19 protein-coding genes are annotated in these 21,478 nt (G+C 65.8%); 17 read left to right on the top strand and 2 right to left on the bottom strand.

Annotation, left to right across the window (positions count from 1 at the left end):
• Positions 1–94: 94 nt before the first annotated feature.
• The 16 genes from ftsW (at position 95) to ACFMPD_RS12730 (ending at position 18,752) form a co-directional block, all read left to right on the top strand.
• Complete coding sequence (gene ftsW, locus ACFMPD_RS12805) at positions 95–1,261, top strand: putative lipid II flippase FtsW (protein WP_380994933.1); 1,167 nt, start codon at positions 95–97, stop codon at positions 1,259–1,261.
• Positions 1,258–2,352 carry a UDP-N-acetylglucosamine--N-acetylmuramyl-(pentapeptide) pyrophosphoryl-undecaprenol N-acetylglucosamine transferase gene (locus ACFMPD_RS12800; RefSeq protein ID WP_380994930.1) on the top strand — a complete coding sequence of 365 codons (1,095 nt, stop codon included), beginning with the start codon at positions 1,258–1,260 and terminating at the stop codon, positions 2,350–2,352. The genes ftsW and ACFMPD_RS12800 overlap by 4 nt, the downstream gene beginning before the upstream one ends.
• Before the next feature lie 24 nt (positions 2,353–2,376).
• A complete protein-coding gene (gene murC, locus ACFMPD_RS12795) occupies positions 2,377–3,774 on the top strand; it encodes a UDP-N-acetylmuramate--L-alanine ligase (protein WP_380994927.1) in 1,398 nt (465 codons plus the stop codon).
• Positions 3,775–3,780: 6 nt separating this feature from the next.
• A complete protein-coding gene (locus ACFMPD_RS12790) occupies positions 3,781–4,968 on the top strand; it encodes an APC family permease (protein ID WP_380994924.1) in 1,188 nt (395 codons plus the stop codon).
• 49 nt (positions 4,969–5,017) lie between these two features.
• Positions 5,018–5,284, top strand: coding sequence for a DUF2484 family protein (locus ACFMPD_RS12785; RefSeq protein ID WP_380994921.1), 267 nt, complete (start codon positions 5,018–5,020; stop codon positions 5,282–5,284).
• 37 nt (positions 5,285–5,321) lie between these two features.
• The gene (locus ACFMPD_RS12780) at positions 5,322–5,618 is read left to right on the top strand and encodes a hypothetical protein (protein WP_380994918.1); all 297 of its coding nucleotides are present in this window, start codon (positions 5,322–5,324) and stop codon (positions 5,616–5,618) included.
• 43 nt (positions 5,619–5,661) lie between these two features.
• Positions 5,662–7,020, top strand: coding sequence for a hypothetical protein (locus ACFMPD_RS12775; RefSeq protein WP_380994915.1), 1,359 nt, complete (start codon positions 5,662–5,664; stop codon positions 7,018–7,020).
• Between the two features lie 40 nt (positions 7,021–7,060).
• Complete coding sequence (gene murB, locus ACFMPD_RS12770) at positions 7,061–7,987, top strand: UDP-N-acetylmuramate dehydrogenase (protein WP_380994913.1); 927 nt, start codon at positions 7,061–7,063, stop codon at positions 7,985–7,987.
• A gap of 147 nt (positions 7,988–8,134) precedes the next feature.
• Positions 8,135–9,013 (top strand): D-alanine--D-alanine ligase, encoded by an 879-nt coding sequence (locus ACFMPD_RS12765; protein ID WP_380994910.1) that lies wholly within the window; start codon positions 8,135–8,137, stop codon positions 9,011–9,013.
• Positions 9,001–9,873, top strand: a complete 873-nt coding sequence (locus tag ACFMPD_RS12760) for a cell division protein FtsQ/DivIB (RefSeq protein ID WP_380994908.1) — start codon at positions 9,001–9,003, stop codon at positions 9,871–9,873. Before ACFMPD_RS12765 ends, ACFMPD_RS12760 begins: the two co-directional genes overlap by 13 nt.
• Positions 9,874–9,876: 3 nt before the next feature.
• Positions 9,877–11,211, top strand: coding sequence for a cell division protein FtsA (ftsA, locus tag ACFMPD_RS12755; protein ID WP_380994906.1), 1,335 nt, complete (start codon positions 9,877–9,879; stop codon positions 11,209–11,211).
• Positions 11,212–11,385: 174 nt separating this feature from the next.
• Complete coding sequence (gene ftsZ / locus ACFMPD_RS12750; RefSeq protein WP_380994903.1) at positions 11,386–13,008, top strand: cell division protein FtsZ; 1,623 nt, start codon at positions 11,386–11,388, stop codon at positions 13,006–13,008.
• A 210-nt stretch (positions 13,009–13,218) separates the two neighbouring features.
• A complete protein-coding gene (gene lpxC / locus ACFMPD_RS12745) occupies positions 13,219–14,139 on the top strand; it encodes a UDP-3-O-acyl-N-acetylglucosamine deacetylase (RefSeq protein WP_380994901.1) in 921 nt (306 codons plus the stop codon).
• 129 nt (positions 14,140–14,268) lie between these two features.
• Positions 14,269–15,120 carry an outer membrane protein assembly factor BamD gene (locus ACFMPD_RS12740; RefSeq protein ID WP_380994899.1) on the top strand — a complete coding sequence of 284 codons (852 nt, stop codon included), beginning with the start codon at positions 14,269–14,271 and terminating at the stop codon, positions 15,118–15,120.
• 36 nt (positions 15,121–15,156) lie between these two features.
• On the top strand, positions 15,157–16,806 hold the full coding sequence (gene recN / locus ACFMPD_RS12735) for a DNA repair protein RecN (protein ID WP_380994896.1): 1,650 nt from the start codon (positions 15,157–15,159) through the stop codon (positions 16,804–16,806).
• 119 nt (positions 16,807–16,925) lie between these two features.
• The gene (locus tag ACFMPD_RS12730; RefSeq protein WP_380994893.1) at positions 16,926–18,752 is read left to right on the top strand and encodes a chloride channel protein; all 1,827 of its coding nucleotides are present in this window, start codon (positions 16,926–16,928) and stop codon (positions 18,750–18,752) included.
• Between the two features lie 33 nt (positions 18,753–18,785).
• On the opposite strand, the gene ACFMPD_RS12725 is transcribed toward ACFMPD_RS12730, so the two are convergent.
• Together ACFMPD_RS12725 and ACFMPD_RS12720 are read right to left on the bottom strand one after the other, a co-directional pair.
• Positions 18,786–19,130 (bottom strand): DUF427 domain-containing protein, encoded by a 345-nt coding sequence (locus ACFMPD_RS12725; protein WP_380994891.1) that lies wholly within the window; start codon positions 19,128–19,130, stop codon positions 18,786–18,788.
• A gap of 67 nt (positions 19,131–19,197) precedes the next feature.
• Positions 19,198–20,988, bottom strand: coding sequence for an aminopeptidase P family protein (locus tag ACFMPD_RS12720; protein ID WP_380994889.1), 1,791 nt, complete (start codon positions 20,986–20,988; stop codon positions 19,198–19,200).
• Positions 20,989–21,118: 130 nt separating this feature from the next.
• On the opposite strand from ACFMPD_RS12720, the gene ACFMPD_RS12715 reads away from it, so the two are divergent.
• Positions 21,119–21,472 carry a hypothetical protein gene (locus tag ACFMPD_RS12715; protein WP_380994886.1) on the top strand — a complete coding sequence of 118 codons (354 nt, stop codon included), beginning with the start codon at positions 21,119–21,121 and terminating at the stop codon, positions 21,470–21,472.
• The last annotated feature ends 6 nt before the right edge of the window (positions 21,473–21,478 follow it).

Raw genomic sequence — 21,478 nt, 5'->3', positions numbered from 1 at the left:
CGCCGAAGGCTCTGGCCTGACCCAGTGTTTTGTTGTAGCCTTTTGATCACAGACCCCGAAAAGGGGCGGGCAGAGGCAGAAACGGCGGTAAACCATGACAGAAATGGTCTATGGCGCGGTCCCCGAACGGGGCGGCGAACCCATCCTTCCAAAATGGTGGCGGACATTGGACAAGTGGTCGATGGGCTGCGTGTTGATGCTGTTCGTGGTCGGTTTGCTGCTGGGGCTGGCCGCGTCGCCGCCGCTGGCGGCGCGCAACGGGTTCGAGCCATTCCACTATGTCACCCGGCAGGCAATTTTCGGCGGCGCCGCGCTGATCGCAATGCTGCTGACCTCGATGATGTCGCCGACGCTGGTGCGGCGGCTGGCAGTGATCGGGTTTCTCGGTGCCTTTGTCGCTTTGGCGCTGCTGCCGGTTCTGGGCACCGATTTCGGCAAGGGCGCGGTGCGCTGGTACTCGCTGGGCTTTGCCAGCGTGCAGCCCTCGGAATTCCTGAAGCCCGGATTCATCGTCGCTGCGGCCTGGATGCTGGCCGCCAGCCAGCAGATCAACGGGCCGCCGGGTACCGCCTGGTCCTTTGCCCTGTGCCTGGCGATCGTGATGATGCTGGTGCTGCAACCGGATTTCGGCCAGGCCTGTCTGATCCTGTTTGGCTGGGGCGTCATGTATTTCGTCGCCGGCGCGCCCATGCTGCTGCTGGTCGGCATGGCGGTTCTGGTGGTGCTGGGCGGCACGCTGGCCTATTCCAGTTCCGAGCATTTCGCCCGCCGCATCGATGGCTTTCTTAACCCCGATGTCGATCCGACCACCCAGCTGGGGTACGCGACCAACGCCATCCGCGAGGGCGGTCTGTTCGGTGTCGGCGTCGGCGAGGGGCAGGTAAAATGGTCGCTGCCCGATGCCCATACCGATTTCATCGTCGCCGTCGCGGCCGAGGAATACGGACTGGTCCTGGTGCTGATCATCATCGCGCTCTATGCGCTGATCGTTCTGCGCTCGCTGTTCCGGCTGATGCGCGAGCGCGATCCGTTCATCCGTCTGGCGGGCACCGGTCTGGCCTGCGTCTTTGGCGTGCAGGCGATGATCAACATGGGCGTCGCCGTGCGGCTGTTGCCGGCCAAGGGCATGACGCTGCCCTTTGTCAGCTATGGCGGCTCGTCGCTGATCGCCGGCGGCATCGCCGTGGGCATGCTGCTGGCCTTTACCCGCAGCCGCCCGCAGGGCGAGATCGCCGATCTGCTGCGCGGGGGCGGCAGATGACCACGCCCCTGTTGCTGATCGCCGCCGGGGGGACCGGCGGGCACATGTTCCCCGCCCAGGCGCTGGCCGAGGCGATGCTGAACCGCGGCTGGCGGGTGCAGTTGTCGACCGATGCGCGCGGTGCGCGCTATACCGGCGGCTTTCCCCATTCCACCGAGATCAACCAGGTTTCCAGCGCCACCTTTGCGCGCGGCGGCCTGGTCGCCAAGGCGATGGTGGCGCCGCGCATCGCGCTGGGCGTGCTGGACGCGGCACGGCGGATGCGGCGCGACCGCCCCGATGTGGTGGTGGGTTTTGGCGGCTATCCGTCGATTCCTGCCCTGTCGGCGGCGGTGCTGCTGAAATTGCCGCGCCTGATCCACGAGCAGAACGGTGTGCTGGGCCGGGTCAACCAGCTGTTCGCCACGCGCGTGGCCTGTGTCGCCTGCGGCGTCTGGCCGACCCGGTTGCCCGAAGGCGCGCAGGGGCTGCATGTGGGCAACCCGGTGCGCAGCGCGGTGCTGGATCGCGCCGGGGCCTCCTATATTCCGCCCGGCGACTATCCGATGTCGGTGCTGGTCATGGGCGGCAGCCAGGGTGCGCGTATCCTGTCGGACGTGGTGCCTGACGCCGCCGCGGCGTTGCCCGATGACATCCGCCGTCATCTGCGCATCGCGCATCAGGCCCGCCCCGAGGATATCGACCGGGTCACCGCCCGCTATGCCGCCCAGGGCATCAAGGCCGAGGTCGAACCGTTCTTTCACGACGTGCCCCGCCGGATGAGCGAGGCGCAGCTGGTGATCAGCCGTGCCGGCGCCTCAAGCATCGCCGATCTAACGGTGATCGGGCGGCCGGCGATCCTGATCCCCTATGCCGCCGCCGCCGGCGACCATCAGACCGCCAACGCCCGCGGCCTGGTCGAGGCCGGCGCCGCCATTCTGATACCCGAGCGCGCCCTGGACGTCGCCAGCCTGAGCGCACAGATGTCCGCGATTCTGAGCAATCCCCAGGCGGCGCAGCACATGAGCCGGGCGGCGATGGGGGCCGGCGCGCCCGACGCGACAGAGCGTCTGGTTGCACTTGTCACGGAATTGGCGAATAGGAACGGTTGAACCGCGATGGATGGAAGCCCTGTCATGAACGCAGCTACCAAACTCCCTATGGATGTCGGGCCGATCCATTTCGTCGGCATCGGCGGTATTGGCATGTCCGGTATCGCCGAGGTCCTGCTGAATCTCGGGTACACGATCCAGGGGTCGGACCTGAAAGCCAGCAAGATCACCGCGCGCCTGGAAAAGTTGGGCGCCACGATTCAGGTCGGCCAGCGCGCCGAAAATCTGGGCACCGCCGAGGTGGTGGTGATTTCGTCGGCGATCAAACCGGGCAACCCGGAACTGGACGAGGCGCGCCAGCGCGGCTTGCCGGTGGTGCGCCGGGCCGAAATGCTGGCCGAACTGATGCGGCTGAAATCCAACATCGCGGTCGCCGGCACCCATGGCAAGACCACCACCACCACGATGATGGCCGAACTGATGGTTGCCGGTCATTTCGACCCGACGGTGGTCAATGGCGGCATCATCCATGCCTATGGCAGCAATGCCCGCATGGGGCAGGGCGAATGGATGGTGGTCGAGGCGGATGAAAGCGACGGCACCTTCAACCGGCTGCCCGCCACCATCGCCATCGTCACCAATATCGACCCGGAACACATGGAACATTGGGGCGATTTTGACCGGCTGCGCGACGGGTTCTACGAATTCGTCAGCAATATCCCCTTTTACGGGCTGGCGGTCTGCTGCACGGATCACCCCGAGGTTCAGGCGTTGGTGGGGCGCATCAGCGACCGCCGGGTGGTGACCTATGGGTTCAACGCCCAGGCCGATGTGCGCGCGATCAACCTGACCTACAAGGCGGGTGTCGCGCATTTCGATATCCAGCTGCAGGCCGAGGAAAAGGTGATCACCGGTTGCACCCTGCCGATGCCCGGCGATCACAATGTCAGCAACGCCCTGTCCGCTGTCGCCGTGGCCCGTCATCTGGGCATGAAGACCGACGAGATCCGCGACGCGCTGGCCCGGTTCGGCGGTGTCAACCGCCGCTTTACCAAGGTGGGTGAAGCCAACGGCGTCACGATCATCGACGATTACGGCCACCATCCGGTGGAAATCGCCGCGGTGCTGAAAGCCGCGCGCCAGGCCACCGAGGGCCGGGTGATCGCGGTGCACCAGCCGCATCGCTACAGCCGCCTGCACGGGCTGTTCGACGATTTCTGCGCCTGTTTCAACGATGCCGACGTGGTCGCCATCGCCGAGGTGTTCGCCGCCGGCGAAGAGCCGATTGCGGGCGCCAGCCGCGACGATCTGGTCGCCGGGCTGATCCGCCACGGCCACCGCCATGCGCGCGCCCTGCATCGCGAGGAAGATCTCGAACGTCTTGTGCGCGAACAGACCGGTCCCGGAGACATGGTCGTCTGTCTGGGGGCCGGCACGATCAGCGCCTGGGCCAACGCGCTGCCGGAGCGTCTGAAAGGCTGACAAGCCATGACCGAAACGCTGAAACGCCGGATCGGACCGGGATTGCTGACCGCCTATGGCGTCGGCGTCATGGTCGGCGCCGGCATCTATGTGCTGGTCGGCGCGGTGGCCGCGGATGCCGGCGTCTATGCGCCGCTCGCCTTTGTCCTGGCCGGGCTGATCGTCGCGCCCACGGCGCTCAGCTATGCCGAATACGCCACCCGCCTGCCCGAAGCGGCGGGCGAGGCGGCCTATGTGGGACAGGGGCTGAACAGCCGGACGCTGGCGCTGCTGGTCGGATTGGCCATCGTCGCTGCGGGCACGGTTTCGGCGGGTGCGGTTCTGCGCGGCGGCGTCGGCTATCTGACCCATGTCACCGGCATCGACCCGACCGCGGCGATTCTGGTGCTGGGCATCGCGCTGACCGCCGTCGCGGTCTTTGGCGTGCTGGAAAGCCTGGCGCTGGTGGCGGTGTTCACGGTGATCGAGTTCGGCGGGCTGGTGCTGGTGGTCTGGGCCGGGCTGGCGGCACCGCCGTCGGCCGACTGGGTGGCGCCGGCGACGATCGCGTGGCCGGGGGTCGGGATGGGCGCGGTGCTGGCGTTTTTCGCCTTCATCGGTTTCGAGGACATCGTCAACATGGCCGAAGAGGTCGACCGGCCCAGCCGCACCCTGCCGCGCGCCATCCTGATCTCGCTGGCGGTGACCTCGGTGATCTATGCCCTGGTGGCGCTGGCGGCGGTGCGGGCGGTGCCGGTCTCGGCGCTGGCGGCCAGTGACGGGCCGCTGGCGCTGGTCTGGAGCACCCGGCAAGGCGGCGATGGCGCGTTCCTGGCCGGCATCGCCGTCTTTGCCGCCCTGAACGGCATTCTGGCGCAGATCGTCATGGCAAGCCGGGTGCTGTTCGGTCTGGGCCGGCGCAGCCCGGCGCTGGCGGTGTTTCACCACGCGCATCCGCGTTTTGGCACGCCGGTCCTGGCCACTCTGCTGTTGGGCGGGCTGGTCGTGCTGGCGGCGCTGTTCGTGCCGCTGGTGCGGCTGGCGGAAACCACCTCGTCGATCCTGCTGGCCGTGTTCGCGCTGGTGAACCTGGCGCTGATCCTGCAGAAACGCCGCGCCCCGGCGGCGCCGTTCCGCGTGCCGCTGGCGGTGCCGGTTCTGGGGCTGGTGCTGTCGCTTGCGGCGCTGGTCGTGGCGCTGGCGGGGATGCTATGAACCCGTTTTGTGCCTTTTCCCCGACCCGACGGCGCAATGGGGACATCCGATGACCCCGTCGCTGATCCTGGCCGCGTTCTGGGCGCTGGCCGCCAATGTGCTGGCGATGCTGCCCAGCCGCGACAATCACTGGCGTCGCGCCTATGCCCTGATCGCCATCGGCATCCCGATCCTGGGCTATGTCACCTATCAGAACGGTCCCTGGCTCGGGCTGGCGGTGCTGCTGGCCGGCATGTCGGTGCTGCGCTGGCCGGTGATCTATCTGGGCCGCTGGACAAAACGCCTGTGGCAGGGCAAGACCGCGCCCAGGAACTGACTGGGCAGCGCCGCTGCGCACCCGCAAGGAGACCGACATGGACGTATCCGGAACCATTGCCTTTCTGCCCCTGACCGCGATGATCCTGGGCGCGATTGCCGGGCTTGTCAGCGGGCGCTATCTGACCGGGCGCTGGCTGTGGCTGTTGCCCAGCCTGCTGTCGCTGGTGTCGCTGGTGCTGATCGTCTGGCTTGCCACGATCCAACCCGGCGACGAAGAGACCGCCTTTGTTCCCTTTGTCTGGCTGACCGGCGGCGTCTTTCCAGCGCTGTTCGCGGCGATCATGGGCACCCTGGGCGGCCGCGCCCTGCGCAACCGCGCCGCGCGCACATAGTCCGGGTCGTGGCCCGGCATCCCGCGCAGCACAGTCCGGCGCAATGATCGACATCGCCGATATCAAGGATCGGGACAGTCTGCAGTCCTGGCTGACCGACTGGCCCAAAGAGAATGGGTTGAATGAGGACGCCGCCCGGGCCGTGGCCGTAACCATTGCGCACCGTGCGGCCATGCGAATTCTGCCGATTTGGTGGACCCAGGCATCGGCGGATACGGTGTGGCAAAAGGATTTGACAGCGTTAATGACTTCGCGCTGTTGCCTGATCTCGGGGGTTGCTAGTCCACTACTAACCACCGCGATCAGAGAGGCCGCTACCGCTTCGCTCGCCCAAGTCGTTTCCCACGCCCAAGCCGCTTCCCACGCCCAAGCCGCTGCTCTCGGCTACGTTGGCCCCTTATCCAACGTCGCCACCGCCTCCATTACCAACGCTGCCTTCGTCACCGCCACCCTATGCACCGCCACCACCTCCTTTGCCAACGCCACAGCCGCAGCGGCCACCGTCGCCGACGAAGCCGGAGACGGTACCGCTCGAACCCTGCGTTGGAGTTGCATCCAAAAGGATTGCCGGATTCTGTCTGAGGGCGGCGATGTCTTTTCGACCCCGCTGTGGCACGATCACGCCCCCCCGTTTGCGCGACTTTGGCAAGAAGTGAAAACCACGGCCACCGGTCCGGAATGGGCGTTCTGGATCAATTGGTACGAGGACGCGCTGGCCGGTCGCACGCCCGATTGGGACCTGCTGGAACAGATCGCCCTGATCGATAATTCGGTCTGGGATGCCGGGCCGCAGGCCATTGCGCGGGAGATCGCAAAGCTTGAGGCAAAGAGGTCTAAACCCGACCACGAGGGATTGGACGCGCAATTGCAATCGCTGCCATCTGCGCAGCAACCCACGGTGGCGGGTGTCCGGCAGGCCATGGAGCGCAACAGAAGGGAATTGCCGCCGACCTACGAGGCCATTGAATCCTCGATCCTGCTGGAACTGGAACGCCTGCAAACGCGCAATTATCGCGATGATGACGATCGCGACGAAGCAATCCGCCAAATTGGCGTCTATCTGATGCTGCATGAGGCGATCGTTCAGATGCGCAAATCTGTGCCCGTTGCTGGTCCGGTCACGGAACCGCAGGCGGCACAGACCGAAAAGCTGTGGCGTCTGTATTCCCGAAAGCTGGCCGAACTGCCGCGACAAAAGGCGGATGAGGTCGTGCAGGGCGTTTGGGAGGCCGGGACAGGGGCCGTTCAGTTCGGACTGATCGGAGGGTCGGCATATCTTGCGGCACTGTTGGGATTGCCGGTCAACGCAGGTGTTGCGGTCGGTGCACTGTGTTTTGCGCCAAAAAAGGCTGGGACCATCATCAAATCCGCCAAGGACCTGTTGTCCAAGGGTGGCGGTTGACCTGCTTGTGGCCGGACCCAAGGTTGGCTAGCAAGCATGCATGACCCACCTCCCGACCCCGCGCGGCAGACTGACGCCGAATCGTGACCTGTCCGACCTGACCTGGCTGCGGGTTGGCGGGCCGGCGGACTGGCTGTTTCAGCCGGCCGATGCGCAGGACCTGGCGCAGTTTCTGGCCGCACTCGACCCTGCGATACCGGTCTTCCCCATGGGCGTCGGCAGCAATCTGATCGTGCGCGATGGCGGCATTCGCGCCGTGGTGATCCGGCTGGGGCGCGGGTTCAATGGCATTGAAATCGACGGCGAGACCGTGACCGCCGGCGCGGCGGCGCTGGATGCGCATGTGGCGCGCAAGGCCGCCGATGCCGGCGTCGATCTGACCTTTCTGCGCACCATTCCGGGCAGCATCGGCGGCGCCGTGCGGATGAATGCCGGCTGTTACGGCAGCTATGTCGCCGATCATCTGGTCAGTGCCAGGGCGGTGACGCGCGCGGGCGAAATCATCACCCTGCGCCCGGCGGATCTGAATTTCCGCTATCGCCAGACCGATCTGCCCGATGGCGCGGTGCTGATCGAGGCGACCCTGCAGGGCGCGCGCGCGCCGGCAGAGGGGCTGCATGCCCGCATGCAGGACCAGCTGCGCAAACGCGACGAAACCCAGCCGACGCGCGACCGCAGCGCCGGGTCGACCTTTCGCAACCCGGCGGGATTTTCCAGCACCGGCCGGGCCGATGACGTGCACGACCTCAAGGCCTGGAAGGTGATCGACCAGGCCGGGATGCGCGGCGCCCGCCGGGGTGGCGCACAGATGAGCGAGAAACACTCGAATTTCCTGATCAACACGGGCGGGGCTACCGCCGCCGATCTCGAAGGGTTGGGCGAAGAGGTGCGAAAAAAGGTTTACGATTCCAGCGGGATCACGCTAGAGTGGGAAATCATGCGGGTTGGTAAGCCCGCAGGTGAATAACCATCCCAGATCGCGCAACCGGACAGGCAAAATACCGGGCGCGGCGTAAGCGGGAGAAAAGAACACCGGCCATTCATAAGGTCCGGGAAAACAGAGGCACTTGTCGTGGGTCAGCCGAGCAGGACCCCCCGGAAAGTGGCGGTATTGATGGGCGGACCCTCGGCCGAACGCGAGGTGTCTCTGTCCACGGGGCGCGAATGCGCCGCCGCTCTGCGGGGCGAAGGATTTGAAGTCGTGGAACTGGACGCAGGGCGAGACCTCTGCGACCGTTTGCGTGCCACATCGCCGGATGTGGTGTTCAACGCCCTGCATGGCCGCTGGGGCGAAGATGGCTGTGTGCAAGGGCTGCTGGAATGGCTGGGCCTGCCCTATACCCATTCCGGGGTTCTGGCCTCGGCCCTGGCCATGGACAAGCAACGCAGCAAAGCGGCCTACGAAGCCGCCGGTCTGCCGGTGGTGCACAGTCTGATCTGCGAAAAGGCGCAGGTGATGGCGGGACACGTGATGGACCCGCCCTATGTGGTCAAGCCCAACAACGAAGGCTCGTCCGTCGGGGTCTATCTGGTCAATGCGGCCGCCGACGCGCCGCCGCAATTGTCCGATGACATGCCCGCAGAGGTGATGGTCGAGGCTTTTGTCCCGGGGCGTGAGCTGACCACCACGGTGATGGGGGACAAGGCCCTGACCGTGACCGACATCCTGACCGATGGCTGGTACGATTACGACGCCAAGTACAAACCCGGCGGCTCGCGCCACGTGGTGCCCGCCGACATCCCGCAGCCGATTTTTGACCTGTGTATGGAATACGCCGTGCGCGCGCATGATGTTCTGGGGTGCCGCGGTGTCAGCCGCACCGATTTCCGCTGGGACGAGGCGCGCGGCGAGGCCGGTCTGGTGCTGCTGGAGACCAACACCCAGCCGGGCATGACCCCGACGTCGCTGTCCCCGGAACAGGCCGCGTCGATCGGGATCGGCTTTGGTGCCTTGTGCCGCTGGATGGTCGAGGATGCGTCATGCAACCGGTAAGCCCGCCGCCGCGCGATCCGGCACCGTCGCGTCTGCGATACCGCATGCAGCGCTGGATGCTGACGCCGGGCATTCGCCTGGGGCTGCGCATCGGCGTCCCGGTTACCCTGATTTTGGCCGCCGTCACGGGGTATCTGGCGGATTCCGAGCGGCGGCAGGGGCTGCTGCTGACGGTGTCGGACATTCGCGCCAGCATCGAGGAACGCCCGGAATTCATGGTCAACCTGATGGCCATCGATGGGGCCGGATCAAACCTGTCGGACGCGATACGCCAGGCGGTGCCGCTGGAATTTCCGATCAGTTCCTTTGATCTGGATCTGGCGCAGATCCGGGCCAGGATCGCGGAACTGGCGCCAGTGAAATCAGTAGGTCTGCGCGTTCGGCCCGGCGGCATCCTGCAGGTGGACGTGACCGAACGGGTGCCCGTCGTCGTCTGGCGCACCCGCACCGGGCTTGAACTGCTGGATGAAACCGGCGCGCATATCCAGGACATTCCCCGGCGCTCGGTCCGGGGCGATCTGCCCCTGATCGCCGGCGAGGGTGCTGAACACCGGGTCGCCGAGGCGCTGGCGCTGATCGAGGCGGCAGAACCGCTGGGCGACCGGCTGCGCGGGTTGGTGCGCGTCGGCGAACGGCGCTGGGACGTGGTGCTGGACCGCGATCAGCGCATCCTGCTGCCCGGTGCCGACCCGGTCAGCGCGCTGGAACGGGTGATTGCCCTGGGGCAGGCGCAGGACATGCTGGAACGCGACGTCGCCGTCGTGGACATGCGGCTGATGGCGCGGCCGACCTTAAGAATGACATCGGACGCCGTCCAGGACTGGTGGCGAATCCGGGAAATCAACGCAAGCGGGCAGTGACGAATGGCAGATTTCTATCACACACAACGGGCGATGCGGCAGATGCGGCAACAGGCGCTGCAACGCGGGGTCATCGCCATTCTGGATGTCGGCAGTTCCAAGACCGCCTGTCTGGTGCTGCGCTTTGACGGCCCCGGCCGGCTGAGCGAGGATAATTCGATCGGCTCGCTGGCCGGGCAATCCGGGTTTCGCGTGATCGGCGCCGCCACCACCCGGTCGCGCGGAGTTCAGTTCGGCGAAATCACCGCGATGCAGGAAACCGAACGCGCCATTCGCACGGCGTTGCAGGCCGCACAGAAGATGGCCGAAATCCGGGTCGATCATGTGATCGCCTGCCTGTCGGGCGCCAATCCGCGCAGTTATGGGCTGGATGCCCAGGTCGAGCTGGAAGGGCAGGTGGTGACCGAAAGCGAGGTCGCCCGGGTGCTGGCCGCCTGCGAGGTGCCGGATTTCGGCGCGGACCGCGAGGTCATGCATGCCCAGCCGGTGAACTTCGCGCTGGATCACCGCTCGGGGCTAAACGACCCGCGCGGGCAACTGGGTCAGGTCCTGTCGGTGGACATGCACATGCTAACGGTGGATGCCGCCGCGGTGCAGAACCTGGTGCATTGTGTCAAGCGCTGCGACCTCGAACTGGCGGGTATCGCCAGCTCTGCCTATGCCAGCGGCATCTCGGCGCTGGTCGAGGACGAGCAGGAACTGGGCGCGGCCTGCATCGATATCGGCGGTGGCGCAACCGGTGTGTCGATCTTTATGAAGAAGCACATGATCTATGCCGATTGCGTGCGCATGGGCGGGGACCACGTGACCGCCGACATCTCGATGGGGCTGGGCATCCCGGCGGCGAATGCGGAACGGATCAAGACCTTTTACGGGGGCGTGCATGCCACCGGCATGGACGATCGCGAGATGATCGAGATCGGCGGCGATACCGGGGATTACGAACATGACCGGCGCACCGTCAGCCGCGCCGAACTGATCGGCATCATGCGCCCGCGGGTCGAAGAAATCCTGGAAGAGGTGCGCGCCCGTCTGGATGCGGCCGGGTTCGAACACCTGCCCAGCCAGCAGATCGTGCTGACCGGCGGCGGCAGCCAGATTCCCGGTCTGGACGGGCTGGCCAGCCGTATCCTGGGCCAGCAGGTCCGGCTGGGACGGCCGCTGCGGGTGCACGGGCTGCCGCAGGCCGCGACCGGGCCGGGATTTGCCGGAGCGGTCGGGCTGGCGCTGTTCGCGGCCCATCCCCAGGACGAATGGTGGGACTTTGAAATCCCGGTCGACCGCTATCCGCGGCGATCGCTGCGGCGGGCGGTAAAATGGTTCAAGGACAATTGGTAAACGCAATATCTTGCCAGAACATCCAGATCGCGCGGATTTTTGCGTGGAAATGCCCATATAATGGGGCAAATTCACGTTTTTTTTGGTGACGCCCGACATGCAGGCAGGTAGAGTCGGGAGAATACAACGTAAAAATACCCGCGAATGCGGGTCGGCAGCACAGGCGGAACTCAGATGACATTGAACCTTTCGATGCCCGGACAGGACGACTTGAAACCTCGGATCACCGTGTTCGGTGTCGGCGGGGCAGGCGGCAACGCGGTCAACAACATGATCGAAAAACAGCTCGACGGGGTCGAGTTCGTGGTTGCCAACACGGATGCACAGGCTCTGCAGCAGAGCGCCTCGGAAAACCGGGTGCAGCTGGGCGTCAAGGTGACCGAAGGGTTGGGCGCGGGCGCCCGGGCCAGCGTCGGTGCCGCGGCGGCCGAGGAAAGCATCGAGCAGATCGTCGATCATCTGGCCGGCGCACATATGTGTTTCATCACCGCCGGCATGGGTGGCGGCACCGGCACCGGTGCGGCCCCGATCATCGCCCAGGCGGCGCGGGAATTGGGCGTATTGACCGTCGGCGTCGTCACCAAGCCCTTCCAGTTCGAGGGCGCCAAACGCATGCGCCAGGCCGAAGACGGGGTCGAGAACCTGCAAAAGGTCGTCGATACCCTGATCATCATTCCCAACCAGAACCTGTTCCGGCTGGCGAACGAGAAAACCACCTTTACCGAAGCCTTCTCGATGGCCGATGACGTGCTGTATCAGGGCGTCAAGGGCGTGACCGACCTGATGGTGCGGCCGGGCCTGATCAACCTGGACTTTGCCGATGTGCGCGCCGTGATGGACGAGATGGGCAAGGCGATGATGGGCACGGGCGAGGCCGAGGGCGAGGATCGCGCAATCCAGGCCGCCGAAAAGGCCATCGCCAACCCGCTGCTGGACGAGATCAGCCTGCGCGGCGCAAAGGGCGTGCTGATCAACATCACCGGCAGCCACGACCTGACCCTGTTCGAACTGGACGAAGCCGCCAACCGCATCCGCGAAGAGGTCGACCCGGACGCCAACATCATCGTCGGCTCGACTTTGGACACCGACATGCAGGGCCTGATGCGGGTCAGCGTCGTCGCCACCGGCATCGATGCGATGGATGTGAACACCGATATCCCGGTGCCGCGCCGCTCGATGTCGGCGCCGCTGCGCGCGACCGTCACCGCAGAGGAAGCGCCGGAGCCGCAGCAGGAACAAGTGGCAGCCGTGGCTGCCCAGGCCCCCGAGGAACCGAGCCTGTTTGAAGATCGCGAGCAGCCGGTCGACACGGTCATCGAGGACGCGCCGGTCGAGAACCTGTTCGAGCCGCGCGCCGAAGAGGTGGCGCCAGAGCGTGCCGCGGATGACGATCTGCCGCCGCCGGCATATCGCCCCGAGATGCCGGCATTCGAGCCGCGCAGCGAACAGGTCGAATCCCAGCCTGCCGCATTTGTTGCGCCGCGCGCGGCGACCCCGGGCACGCCGTCGCCCGAAACCCTGAAACGTCTGCAGGTCGCGGCGCAAAAGGTGCCGTCAGCGCCGCAACGGGGCCAAAGTGTCGCCGCCAGCGCCGACAAGGCCCGTTTCAGCGTCAATTCGCTGATCAACAGAATGACCGGCCATGCTGGCGATACCCCGTCCGAACGGGGTGTCCAGGCCGTGCGCCAGCAGCCGCAGATGCACCAGCCAGCCCCCCGCCCACAGGCCCAGGAAGATGTGGATCAGGATCAGGATCGGATCGAAATTCCCGCGTTCTTGCGCCGTCAGGCCAACTGATCCTGTCACAATTCTCGTTAGAGGGGCCACTTTCCGGTGGCCCTTTTTCCTTTTGTAACAATGGCATGAGCGGGATGCGGCAGGGTTCTGCCGATTCGTTACATGCATGTTTCATTCGGTTGCAAAGATTGAGTTGAGGCAGACGCCAGCCCCGCTTAACTGAGTTCACGCCGGCCCGAACGTGGCTGGAGAAACGGTTAGAGGCTCGTCTTGCAACATACGCTTAAAGCCCCGGTAGAATTTCATGGTGTCGGTCTGCATAGCGGTGCGGCCGCCCATATGGTCCTGCGCCCGGCGCCTATTGGCACCGGCATTCGTTTTCGCCGTACCGATATCCTGCTTGGCAACGCGACGATTCCCGCCCTGTGGGACCGGGTCGAGCGCAGTCCTCTTTGTACCCGTTTGTTGAACGAGGCCGGTGTCTCGGTTTCGACTGTCGAACATGTGATGGCGGCCCTTGTCGGCTGCGGCGTGAACAATGCGGTGATCGACATTGACGGCCCCGAAGTGCCCATTCTGGACGGCTCGTCCGCGCCTTTCGTGCGCGGCATCATGGAGCGCGGCGTTCAGGCCCAGGCGGCCCCGGTGGTCGCGCTGCAGATCCTCAAGCCGGTGACCGTGGAAAAGGACGGCGCCCGCGCCACGCTGCTGCCGTCGGAGAATTTCGAGATCGAGTTCCATATCGACTTTGAAGACGCCGCCATCGGCCGTCAAAGCAAGGTTCTGGACATGCGCAACGGTGCATTTGCCCGGGAACTGTGCGACAGCCGCACCTTCTGCCGGCAGGCGGATGTGGATGCGATGCATGAACACGGCCTGGCCTTGGGCGGGACACTGGAGAACGCCGTCGTTGTGGATGGCGACGAGGTGCTCAGCCCCGGCGGGTTCCGGCATGTGGACGAAGCCGTGCGTCACAAGATGCTGGATGCTCTGGGGGACCTGGCGCTGGCCGGTGGTCCGATTCTGGGGCGTTATGTCGGCGAGCGCGCCGGGCATTCGCTGACCAACACCTTGCTGCGCGAACTGTTTGCCACACCCGGCGCGGTGCGCATGGTGGTTTGCGATGGCCAAGAGGCCGAGCGTTTGCCCGGCCAGGGGCTGGTCTGGGCGGAAATCCCTCAGGTGGCCTGAGGCCGCAAGTTGAACGGCCATTCAGGTTCGGCACACCGGATGACCATAAGGCGTTTTGCACCTGAAATTATTGTGCTAGACCCGACCGCAATCCGGGGAGTTCCCGACAGGTGACGAGGTTGGTCTAGAATGATCGGTGGCAAATCCAGGGCCAAATTCATTGGCACCGTTCTCCTCATGGTCGTGTTGGCCGCTTGCGGCGGCGGCTCGTCGTTGCGCGCGGATCGCACGCAATCTCTGGACGGCTATTCGCCGGAACAGATTTTCGAACGCGGTGAGTTCGAGTTGAATCGCGACCGCACTGATGACGCTGCCTATTACTTTGCCGAGGTCGAACGGCTGTACCCCTATTCCAGCTGGGCCAAACGGGCGCTGATCATGCAGGCCTATTCCTTTCATCAGGGTAAGGACTATCCCAACAGCCGCGCCGCGGCGCAGCGGTTTATCGATTTCTACCCGGCGGATGAGGATGCCGCCTATGCCCAGTATCTGCTGGCGCTCAGCTATTATGACCAGATCGACGAGGTCGGGCGCGATCAGGGGCTGACATTTCAGGCGCTGCAGGCGCTGCGGACGGTGATCGAGGTCTATCCCGACAGCGAATATGCCACCACCGCGATTCTCAAGTTCGACCTGGCCTTTGACCATCTGGCGGGCAAGGAAATGGAGATCGGCCGCTATTATCTGCGCCGCGGCCATTTCACCGCGGCTATCAACCGGTTCCGCGTCGTGGTCGAGGACTTCCAGACCACCAGCCACACCGCCGAGGCGTTGTTCCGGCTGATCGAAAGCTACCTGTCTCTGGGCCTGGTGGAGGAGGCACAGACGGCGGGGGCGATCCTGGGCTATAATTACCAATCCTCGGAATGGTATCAGGACGCCTATCAGTTGCTGACCAGCCAGGGGCTGAAGATGAAGGATCGCGGCAACAACTGGCTGAGCAATATCTATCGCCAGTCGATCAAGGGCCAGTGGCTCTAGGGGCGGCGGGGGTGCCTTGTCTGCCAGACGGTTCAGATGCTGCGCGCACTTGATATCCGCGACATGTTGATCATCGACCGGCTGGAACTGACGTTTCAGCCGGGGCTGAACGTGCTGACCGGCGAGACCGGGGCCGGCAAATCCATCCTGCTGGACTCGCTGGGTTTCGTGCTGGGCTGGCGCGGGCGCGCCGAACTGGTGCGCCAGGGGGCGCAACGCGGCGAGGTGGTCGCGGTGTTTGATTTGCCGCCGGAACATGCGGCGCACGCGGTTCTGGACGAGGCCGGGTTGCCCGGCGGCGACGAACTGATCCTGCGCCGCATCAACAGCACCGATGGCCGCAAGACGGCCTGGGTCAATGACCGGCGCTGTTCGGGCGAGGTGCTGCGGGCCCTGTCCGACACTCTGGTCGAACTGCACGGCCAGCATGACGACCGCGGTCTGCTGGATCCGCGCGGGCACCGGGCGCTGCTGGATGCCTTTGGCGGTCTGAACGCCGAGCGCGACCAGACCCGCGGCACCTGGACCACGTTGGGCCGGGCGCGGCGGGCGGTGACGGAAACCGAGGCGGCGCTGGCGGCGATCCGTGCCGAAGAAGAGTTCCTGCGCCATGCCGTGGCGGAACTGGACCAGCTCGACCCGCAACCGGGCGAAGACGCGACTCTGGATGCCAGCCGCCGCAAGATGCAGGCGGCGGCGCGCATCCGCGACGACGTGGTGCGCGCCCATGCGCTGTTGGGCGGCAAGGGGGCCGAAGGGGCCATGGGCGAGGCGCTGCGCTGGCTGGATGGCGTGATCGAGCGCGCCGACGGCACGCTGGATGCGCCGCTGGCGGCGCTGAACCGGGCGATGATCGAGCTGGGCGAGGCGCAATCGGGCATCGAGGCCAGTCTGGAGGCGCTGGATTTCGATCCGCATGAACTGGAGGCCACCGAGGAACGCCTGTTCGCGATCCGGGCGCTGGCGCGCAAGCACGACACGGCACCTGACGATCTGAACGCCTTTGCCGTTACCCTGCGGGACCGGCTGGCGGCGCTGGATCAGGGCGACGCGGATCTGTTCCGCCAGCGGGCGGATTTGCAGGCCGCCGAGGCCGCGTATGATGCCGCGGCCGCCCGGCTCAGCCAGGCCCGCGCCACCGCCGCGACCGCGTTGGACAAGGCGGTCATGGCCGAACTGGCGCCGCTCAAGATGGAGCGGGCCGATTTCCGCACCGTCCTGTCGTCCGCCGATCCCGGCCCCGAGGGGCGCGACACAGCGGTATTCACCGTGGCCACCAATCCGGGCGCGCCGGCGGGGCCGTTGAACAAGATCGCCTCGGGCGGCGAACTCAGCCGGTTCCTGCTGGCGCTCAAGGTCTGCCTGACCGGGCCGGACAGCGGGTTGACCATGATTTTTGACGAGATTGACCGCGGTGTCGGCGGCGCCACCGCCGATGCGGTGGGCCGGCGGCTGGCCGATCTGGCCCGCGGCGGCCAGGTTCTGGTGGTCACCCACAGCCCGCAGGTCGCTGCCCGGGGCGCGCATCACTGGCAGGTGCGCAAACAGGTGACCGACGGTATCACCCTGTCGCGCGTCGTCGATCTGCCCGCGTCCGACCGGGTGGACGAGATCGCCCGCATGCTGGCCGGTGACACCATTACCGACGAGGCCCGGGCCGCTGCCCGCGCCCTGTTGGCGGGCTAGCGGCGCGGCCGGCGGATTGCGCGGCGCGGCTGCATCGGTTCCGCAGCGATGCGCGCAGGCGGGGTTTCCCGCCGCTAGGGCCTGCCCTAAACAGTAGGAAGGTCATTCCCGAGGCGCCCATGCCCGACTCTCTTCGCGCGATCCTCTCGCAGCAACTGGTTCAGGCTGCTGCCGCCTGCCGTGGCGGGGTGCGGGTGCTGCGCCAGCGTGGACCCAGCCAGATCCAGTTCTGGTTCATCGCACTGGTCATCGGCATCGCCGCCGGGTTTGCCGCCCTGGGATTCCGCCTGGGCATCTCGGCCCTGCAAACGGCGCTGTATGGCACTGATGACGTGCAATACCTGCACAGCCATGCGCTGTGGCTGCCCTGGTACTGGGTTCTGGTCATTCCCATCGTCGGCGGGCTGTGCGTCGGTCTGATCCTGCACCGGTTCACCGACGACGGACGGGTGCGCGCGGTGGCCGACGTGATCGAAGGCTCGGCGCTGGGGGATGGCCGTGTCGAAACCCGCGAAGGCATCGCCTCGGCCATCGCCTCGCTGATCACTCTCAGTTCCGGCGGCTCGTCGGGGCGCGAGGGGCCGGTCGTACACATGGCCGGCGTGGTGGCGACCTGGGTCAGCAACCGCATCCATGCCGACGGCATCACCGGCCGCGACCTCTTGGGCTGCGCGGTGGCCGCCGCCGTCTCGGCCAGTTTCAATGCCCCGATCGCCGGGGCGCTGTTTGCGCTCGAAGTGGTGCTGCGCCATTTCGCCATGCATGCCTTTGCCCCCATCGTCATCGCCAGCGTCGCCGGCACGGTGATCAACCGGCTGAATTTCGGCGACGTGGCCGAGTTCAACCTGATCACGCCGGGACCGCTGCAATTCTATGTCGAACTTCCGGCCTTTCTGCTGCTGGGCCTGTTCTGTGGCGTTGTCGCGGCGGTGTTGATGCGGGCGACATTCTGGACCGAGGATATGGGCGACCATGTGCAGGCCCGTTTCGGCATTCCGCGCTGGCTGCGCCCGGCCTTGTCCGGGGGGCTGCTGGGCGCCATGGCGATCTGGTATCCGCATATCATCGGTGTGGGCTATGAAACCACGCTGCTGGCGCTCAAGGGCGATCTGTTGCTGAACGAGGCCATCGTGTTCACGGTGCTGAAGACCGCCGCCGTCGCGATCACCTTTGGCGGGCGGATGGGGGGCGGCATGTTCTCGCCTTCGCTGATGGTCGGCNCCACGCTGCTGGCGCTCAAGGGCGATCTGTTGCTGAACGAGGCCATCGTGTTCACGGTGCTGAAGACCGCCGCCGTCGCGATCACCTTTGGCGGGCGGATGGGGGGCGGCATGTTCTCGCCTTCGCTGATGGTCGGCGCGCTGGCCGGGCTGGCCTTTGGCATCGTCGCCACCGGCATCCTGCCCGATGTCTCGGGGACTCCGACGCTTTATGCCTTTGCCGGTATGGGGGCGGTGGCCGCCGCGGTATTGGGCGCGCCGATCTCGACCACGTTGATCGTTTTCGAGCTCAGCGGAGACTGGCAGATCGGACTGGCCGTGATGGTGTCAGTCAGCCTGTCGACGGCCCTGGCGTCCCGCCTGGTGGACCGCTCGTTTTTCCTGACCCAGCTGGAGCGGCGCGGCATTCACGTGGCCAAGGGGCCGCAGGCGTATCTGCTGTCGATGTTCCAGGCCGGGTCGGTCATGCGCCCGTCGGACAAGCTGGATGCCGCGCTGGTCGAACGCTGCGCGGAACTGATCGCCCAGGGGGTCTGCATCACCCCGTCCAGCACCCTTGAATCGGCGCTGCCGCAACTGGAACAGGGGACGGACGGGTACCTGCCGGTGGTGGTGATCGGTGACGGGGATGACCAACCCGAACTGGTCGGCGCCCTGTTTCATATCGATGCGCTCAAGGCCTATAATCGCGCGCTGGCGGCCACCGCCGCCGAGGAGCATTCCTGACGCGGGGCGCGTGACGGGCAGAGGCGCCTGCGCTCAGATCCGTTCGACGCGGACCCGGGAGGTTGGGTAAAATGCCAGATGGTCCTTGATGGCCGCCACCGCGGCATGCGGCGTCTCATAGGTCCAGACCGCGTTCTCGTCCGTCGTAGACATGTTGACGATCGAATAATAGTTCGCGACGCCCTTGTGCGGGCATTCGGTTGTCTTGTCGGTGCGGTCCAGCATCGCCATGGCGATATCGGCGCGCGGGAAATAGACCACCGGGGCCAGATCGCCTTCGCTCAGCTCCAATGCGTTCTGGGTTTCTCCCAGTACGGCACCGCCCGAGCGGACGCTCCATGTGCCCTCCAGCCTGCGGACCCGGATGTGATCGGCCATATTGCTTTCTCCTTGGTCATAGTCGCGTTGCGGCCCGCGGACAGGCCTCAAATAGCTTGCCCCGGCCTTACACCGGGGCAGTGGCCGCATCCAGCCATTTTTTTGCCCTGTCGCCCAGCCGCGGCCCGATCTTTTCGGCGACTTGTGCATGATACGCGTTCAGCCAGCCGCGCTCGGCAGCGGTCAGCATGCCGGTGACGATCAGCCGGCGATCGATGGGCGCAAAGGTCAGGGTTCGCCAGCACAGCATCTCGCGCTCGGGGTCGTCGCCAGGCAGGGCCGGCGCGGGCTGGACGACCAGCAGGTTCTCGATGCGGATGCCAAAGGCGCCCTCGCGGTAATAGCCGGGTTCGTTGGACAGGATCATGCCCGGTTGCAGCGGCACCGTGGAAAGGCGGCTCAGCCGTTGCGGACCTTCATGCACGCAAAGATAGGCCCCGACGCCGTGGCCCAGCCCGTGGTTGAAATCCTGCCCGGCCAGCCACAGCGGCATGCGGCCCACCGCCTCGATGTCGCGCCCGGCCAGCCCCTTGGGCCAGCGCAGCGCGCTCATGGCGATCATGCCTTGCAGGACACGGGTGAAGGCGGCGCGTTCCTCGGCGCCGACCGTGCCGATTGCGACGCTGCGGGTGATGTCGGTGGTGCCGTCCAGATATTGCCCGCCGCTGTCCAGCACCAGAATATGCCCGTTCTGCAGCACGCTGTCGGTCTCTTCGGTCACCCGGTAATGCATGATCGCGCCATTGGCGCCGGTTCCGGCGATGGTGTCGAAACTGATGTCGCGCAGATTGTCGTCCCGGCGGCGCAGCTCTTCGAGGTGGCGTACCACGCGGATTTCGGTGATGCTGCCGGGCGGCTGGTCGTCAAGCCAGGCCAGCAGTTCGACCACGGCGGCACCGTCGCGCAGATGCGCCGCAGCGCTGCCGGCAATCTCGGCCGCATTCTTGCGTGCCTTGGGCAAAGCGCATGGATCGTCGCCGAACTCTGCCGCCGCACCCAGCGCATCGGCGATCTTTTGCGGCGCCGTGCTCCGGTCGACCCGGACAGGGCCGTCCAGCGCCGCCAGCGCGGCAATGAACGTACCGGGTGCGCAGACCTTCACGGTGTCGGCCAAATGGTCGCCCAGACGCGCCAGTTTTTCAGACGCCATGAACAGATCGACCCGACTGTCCTGGTGCAGGATCGCGAACCCGTGCGCCACCGGGTTGCGGGCGATGTCCGCGCCGCGGATGTTCAGCAGCCACATGATCGAATCCGGTTGGGTGATCACCGCGGCCTTTTGCCCGGCCGCGCTCAGGTCGGCGGCCAGACGTGCGCATTTCTCGGCCGCCGCTTCGCCGGCAAATTGCAGGGGGTGGGCCGCGACCGGCTGCGTCGGCGCGGCGGGCTGGTCGGTCCAGATACGGTCGACCAGATTGGCGCTCTGCACCATCGCAATGCCGCTGTCCTTCAGTTCCTTCGTCCAGCGCTCAACCTCGGCCACGGTATGCAGCCAGGGATCGTAGCCGACCTTTCCGCCATCGGGCAATTGCTGTTTCAGCCAGTCCGTCAATTGCACATCGGGCCAGGGCACGGGGGTGAAGATGTCGGCCACCTGGGCCTTGACCTGGGTGCGATAGCGCCCGTCGATGAAGACCCCGGCCACGTCTCGCAGCGCGGCGCAGAACCCGGCCGAGCCGGTGAACCCGGTCAGCCAGGCCAGCCGGGCGTCGCGGTCGGCAACATATTCGCCTTGGTACGCATCGGCGCGGGGCACCAGAAAACCATCCAGGTCCGCGTCGCGCAATTGCGCGCGCAACCGCGCCAGCCGCGGCGGCCCCTGATCGGGGCGGGCGGTGACTTCGAATGTCTGGAACATGGCGCATCTCCGTTTCCACAATCTGCGGCGAAACCTGAGCGGGCAGGGGGCAAATGTCCATAGGCGGCTTGGGCTGGTGGCGGTCGTGCGGCTTTGCTACTCTTTTGCCGGACAATGGAAAGCCCTGAAAATGACGCGAATTCTCTGTATCGCCTGCCTTGCCCTTGCGCCATATGCGGCGTCGGCCGAAGGCACCGAGGAAAAGGTCGAACTGCCCGATCTGGCGGTGGATGCGCTGGTGGAAAATGCCGGCGGCGCCGGAAAGATCGTCGGGCTGGAGCTGTCCCGCCCGGTGCGCCACGACGGGGCCACCACCCTGTGCGCCACCAGCAATGCGCATGATCGCAACGGCAATTTCATCGGGCTCAGCTATTGGCAGGTGACGTTCGACGACACCGAAACCGAGGTCACATCGGTGACCAACGTCACCGGCCTGCTGAGCGCTTGCTATGGCGAAACCTACAAGCTTTACGGCAACAACTGAACCACC

Origin of the sequence: Sedimentitalea sediminis (assembly GCF_042687825.1) — a bacterium.
Classification (GTDB): domain Bacteria; phylum Pseudomonadota; class Alphaproteobacteria; order Rhodobacterales; family Rhodobacteraceae; genus Sedimentitalea.
This window is presented reverse-complemented; position numbering and strand designations above follow the sequence as displayed.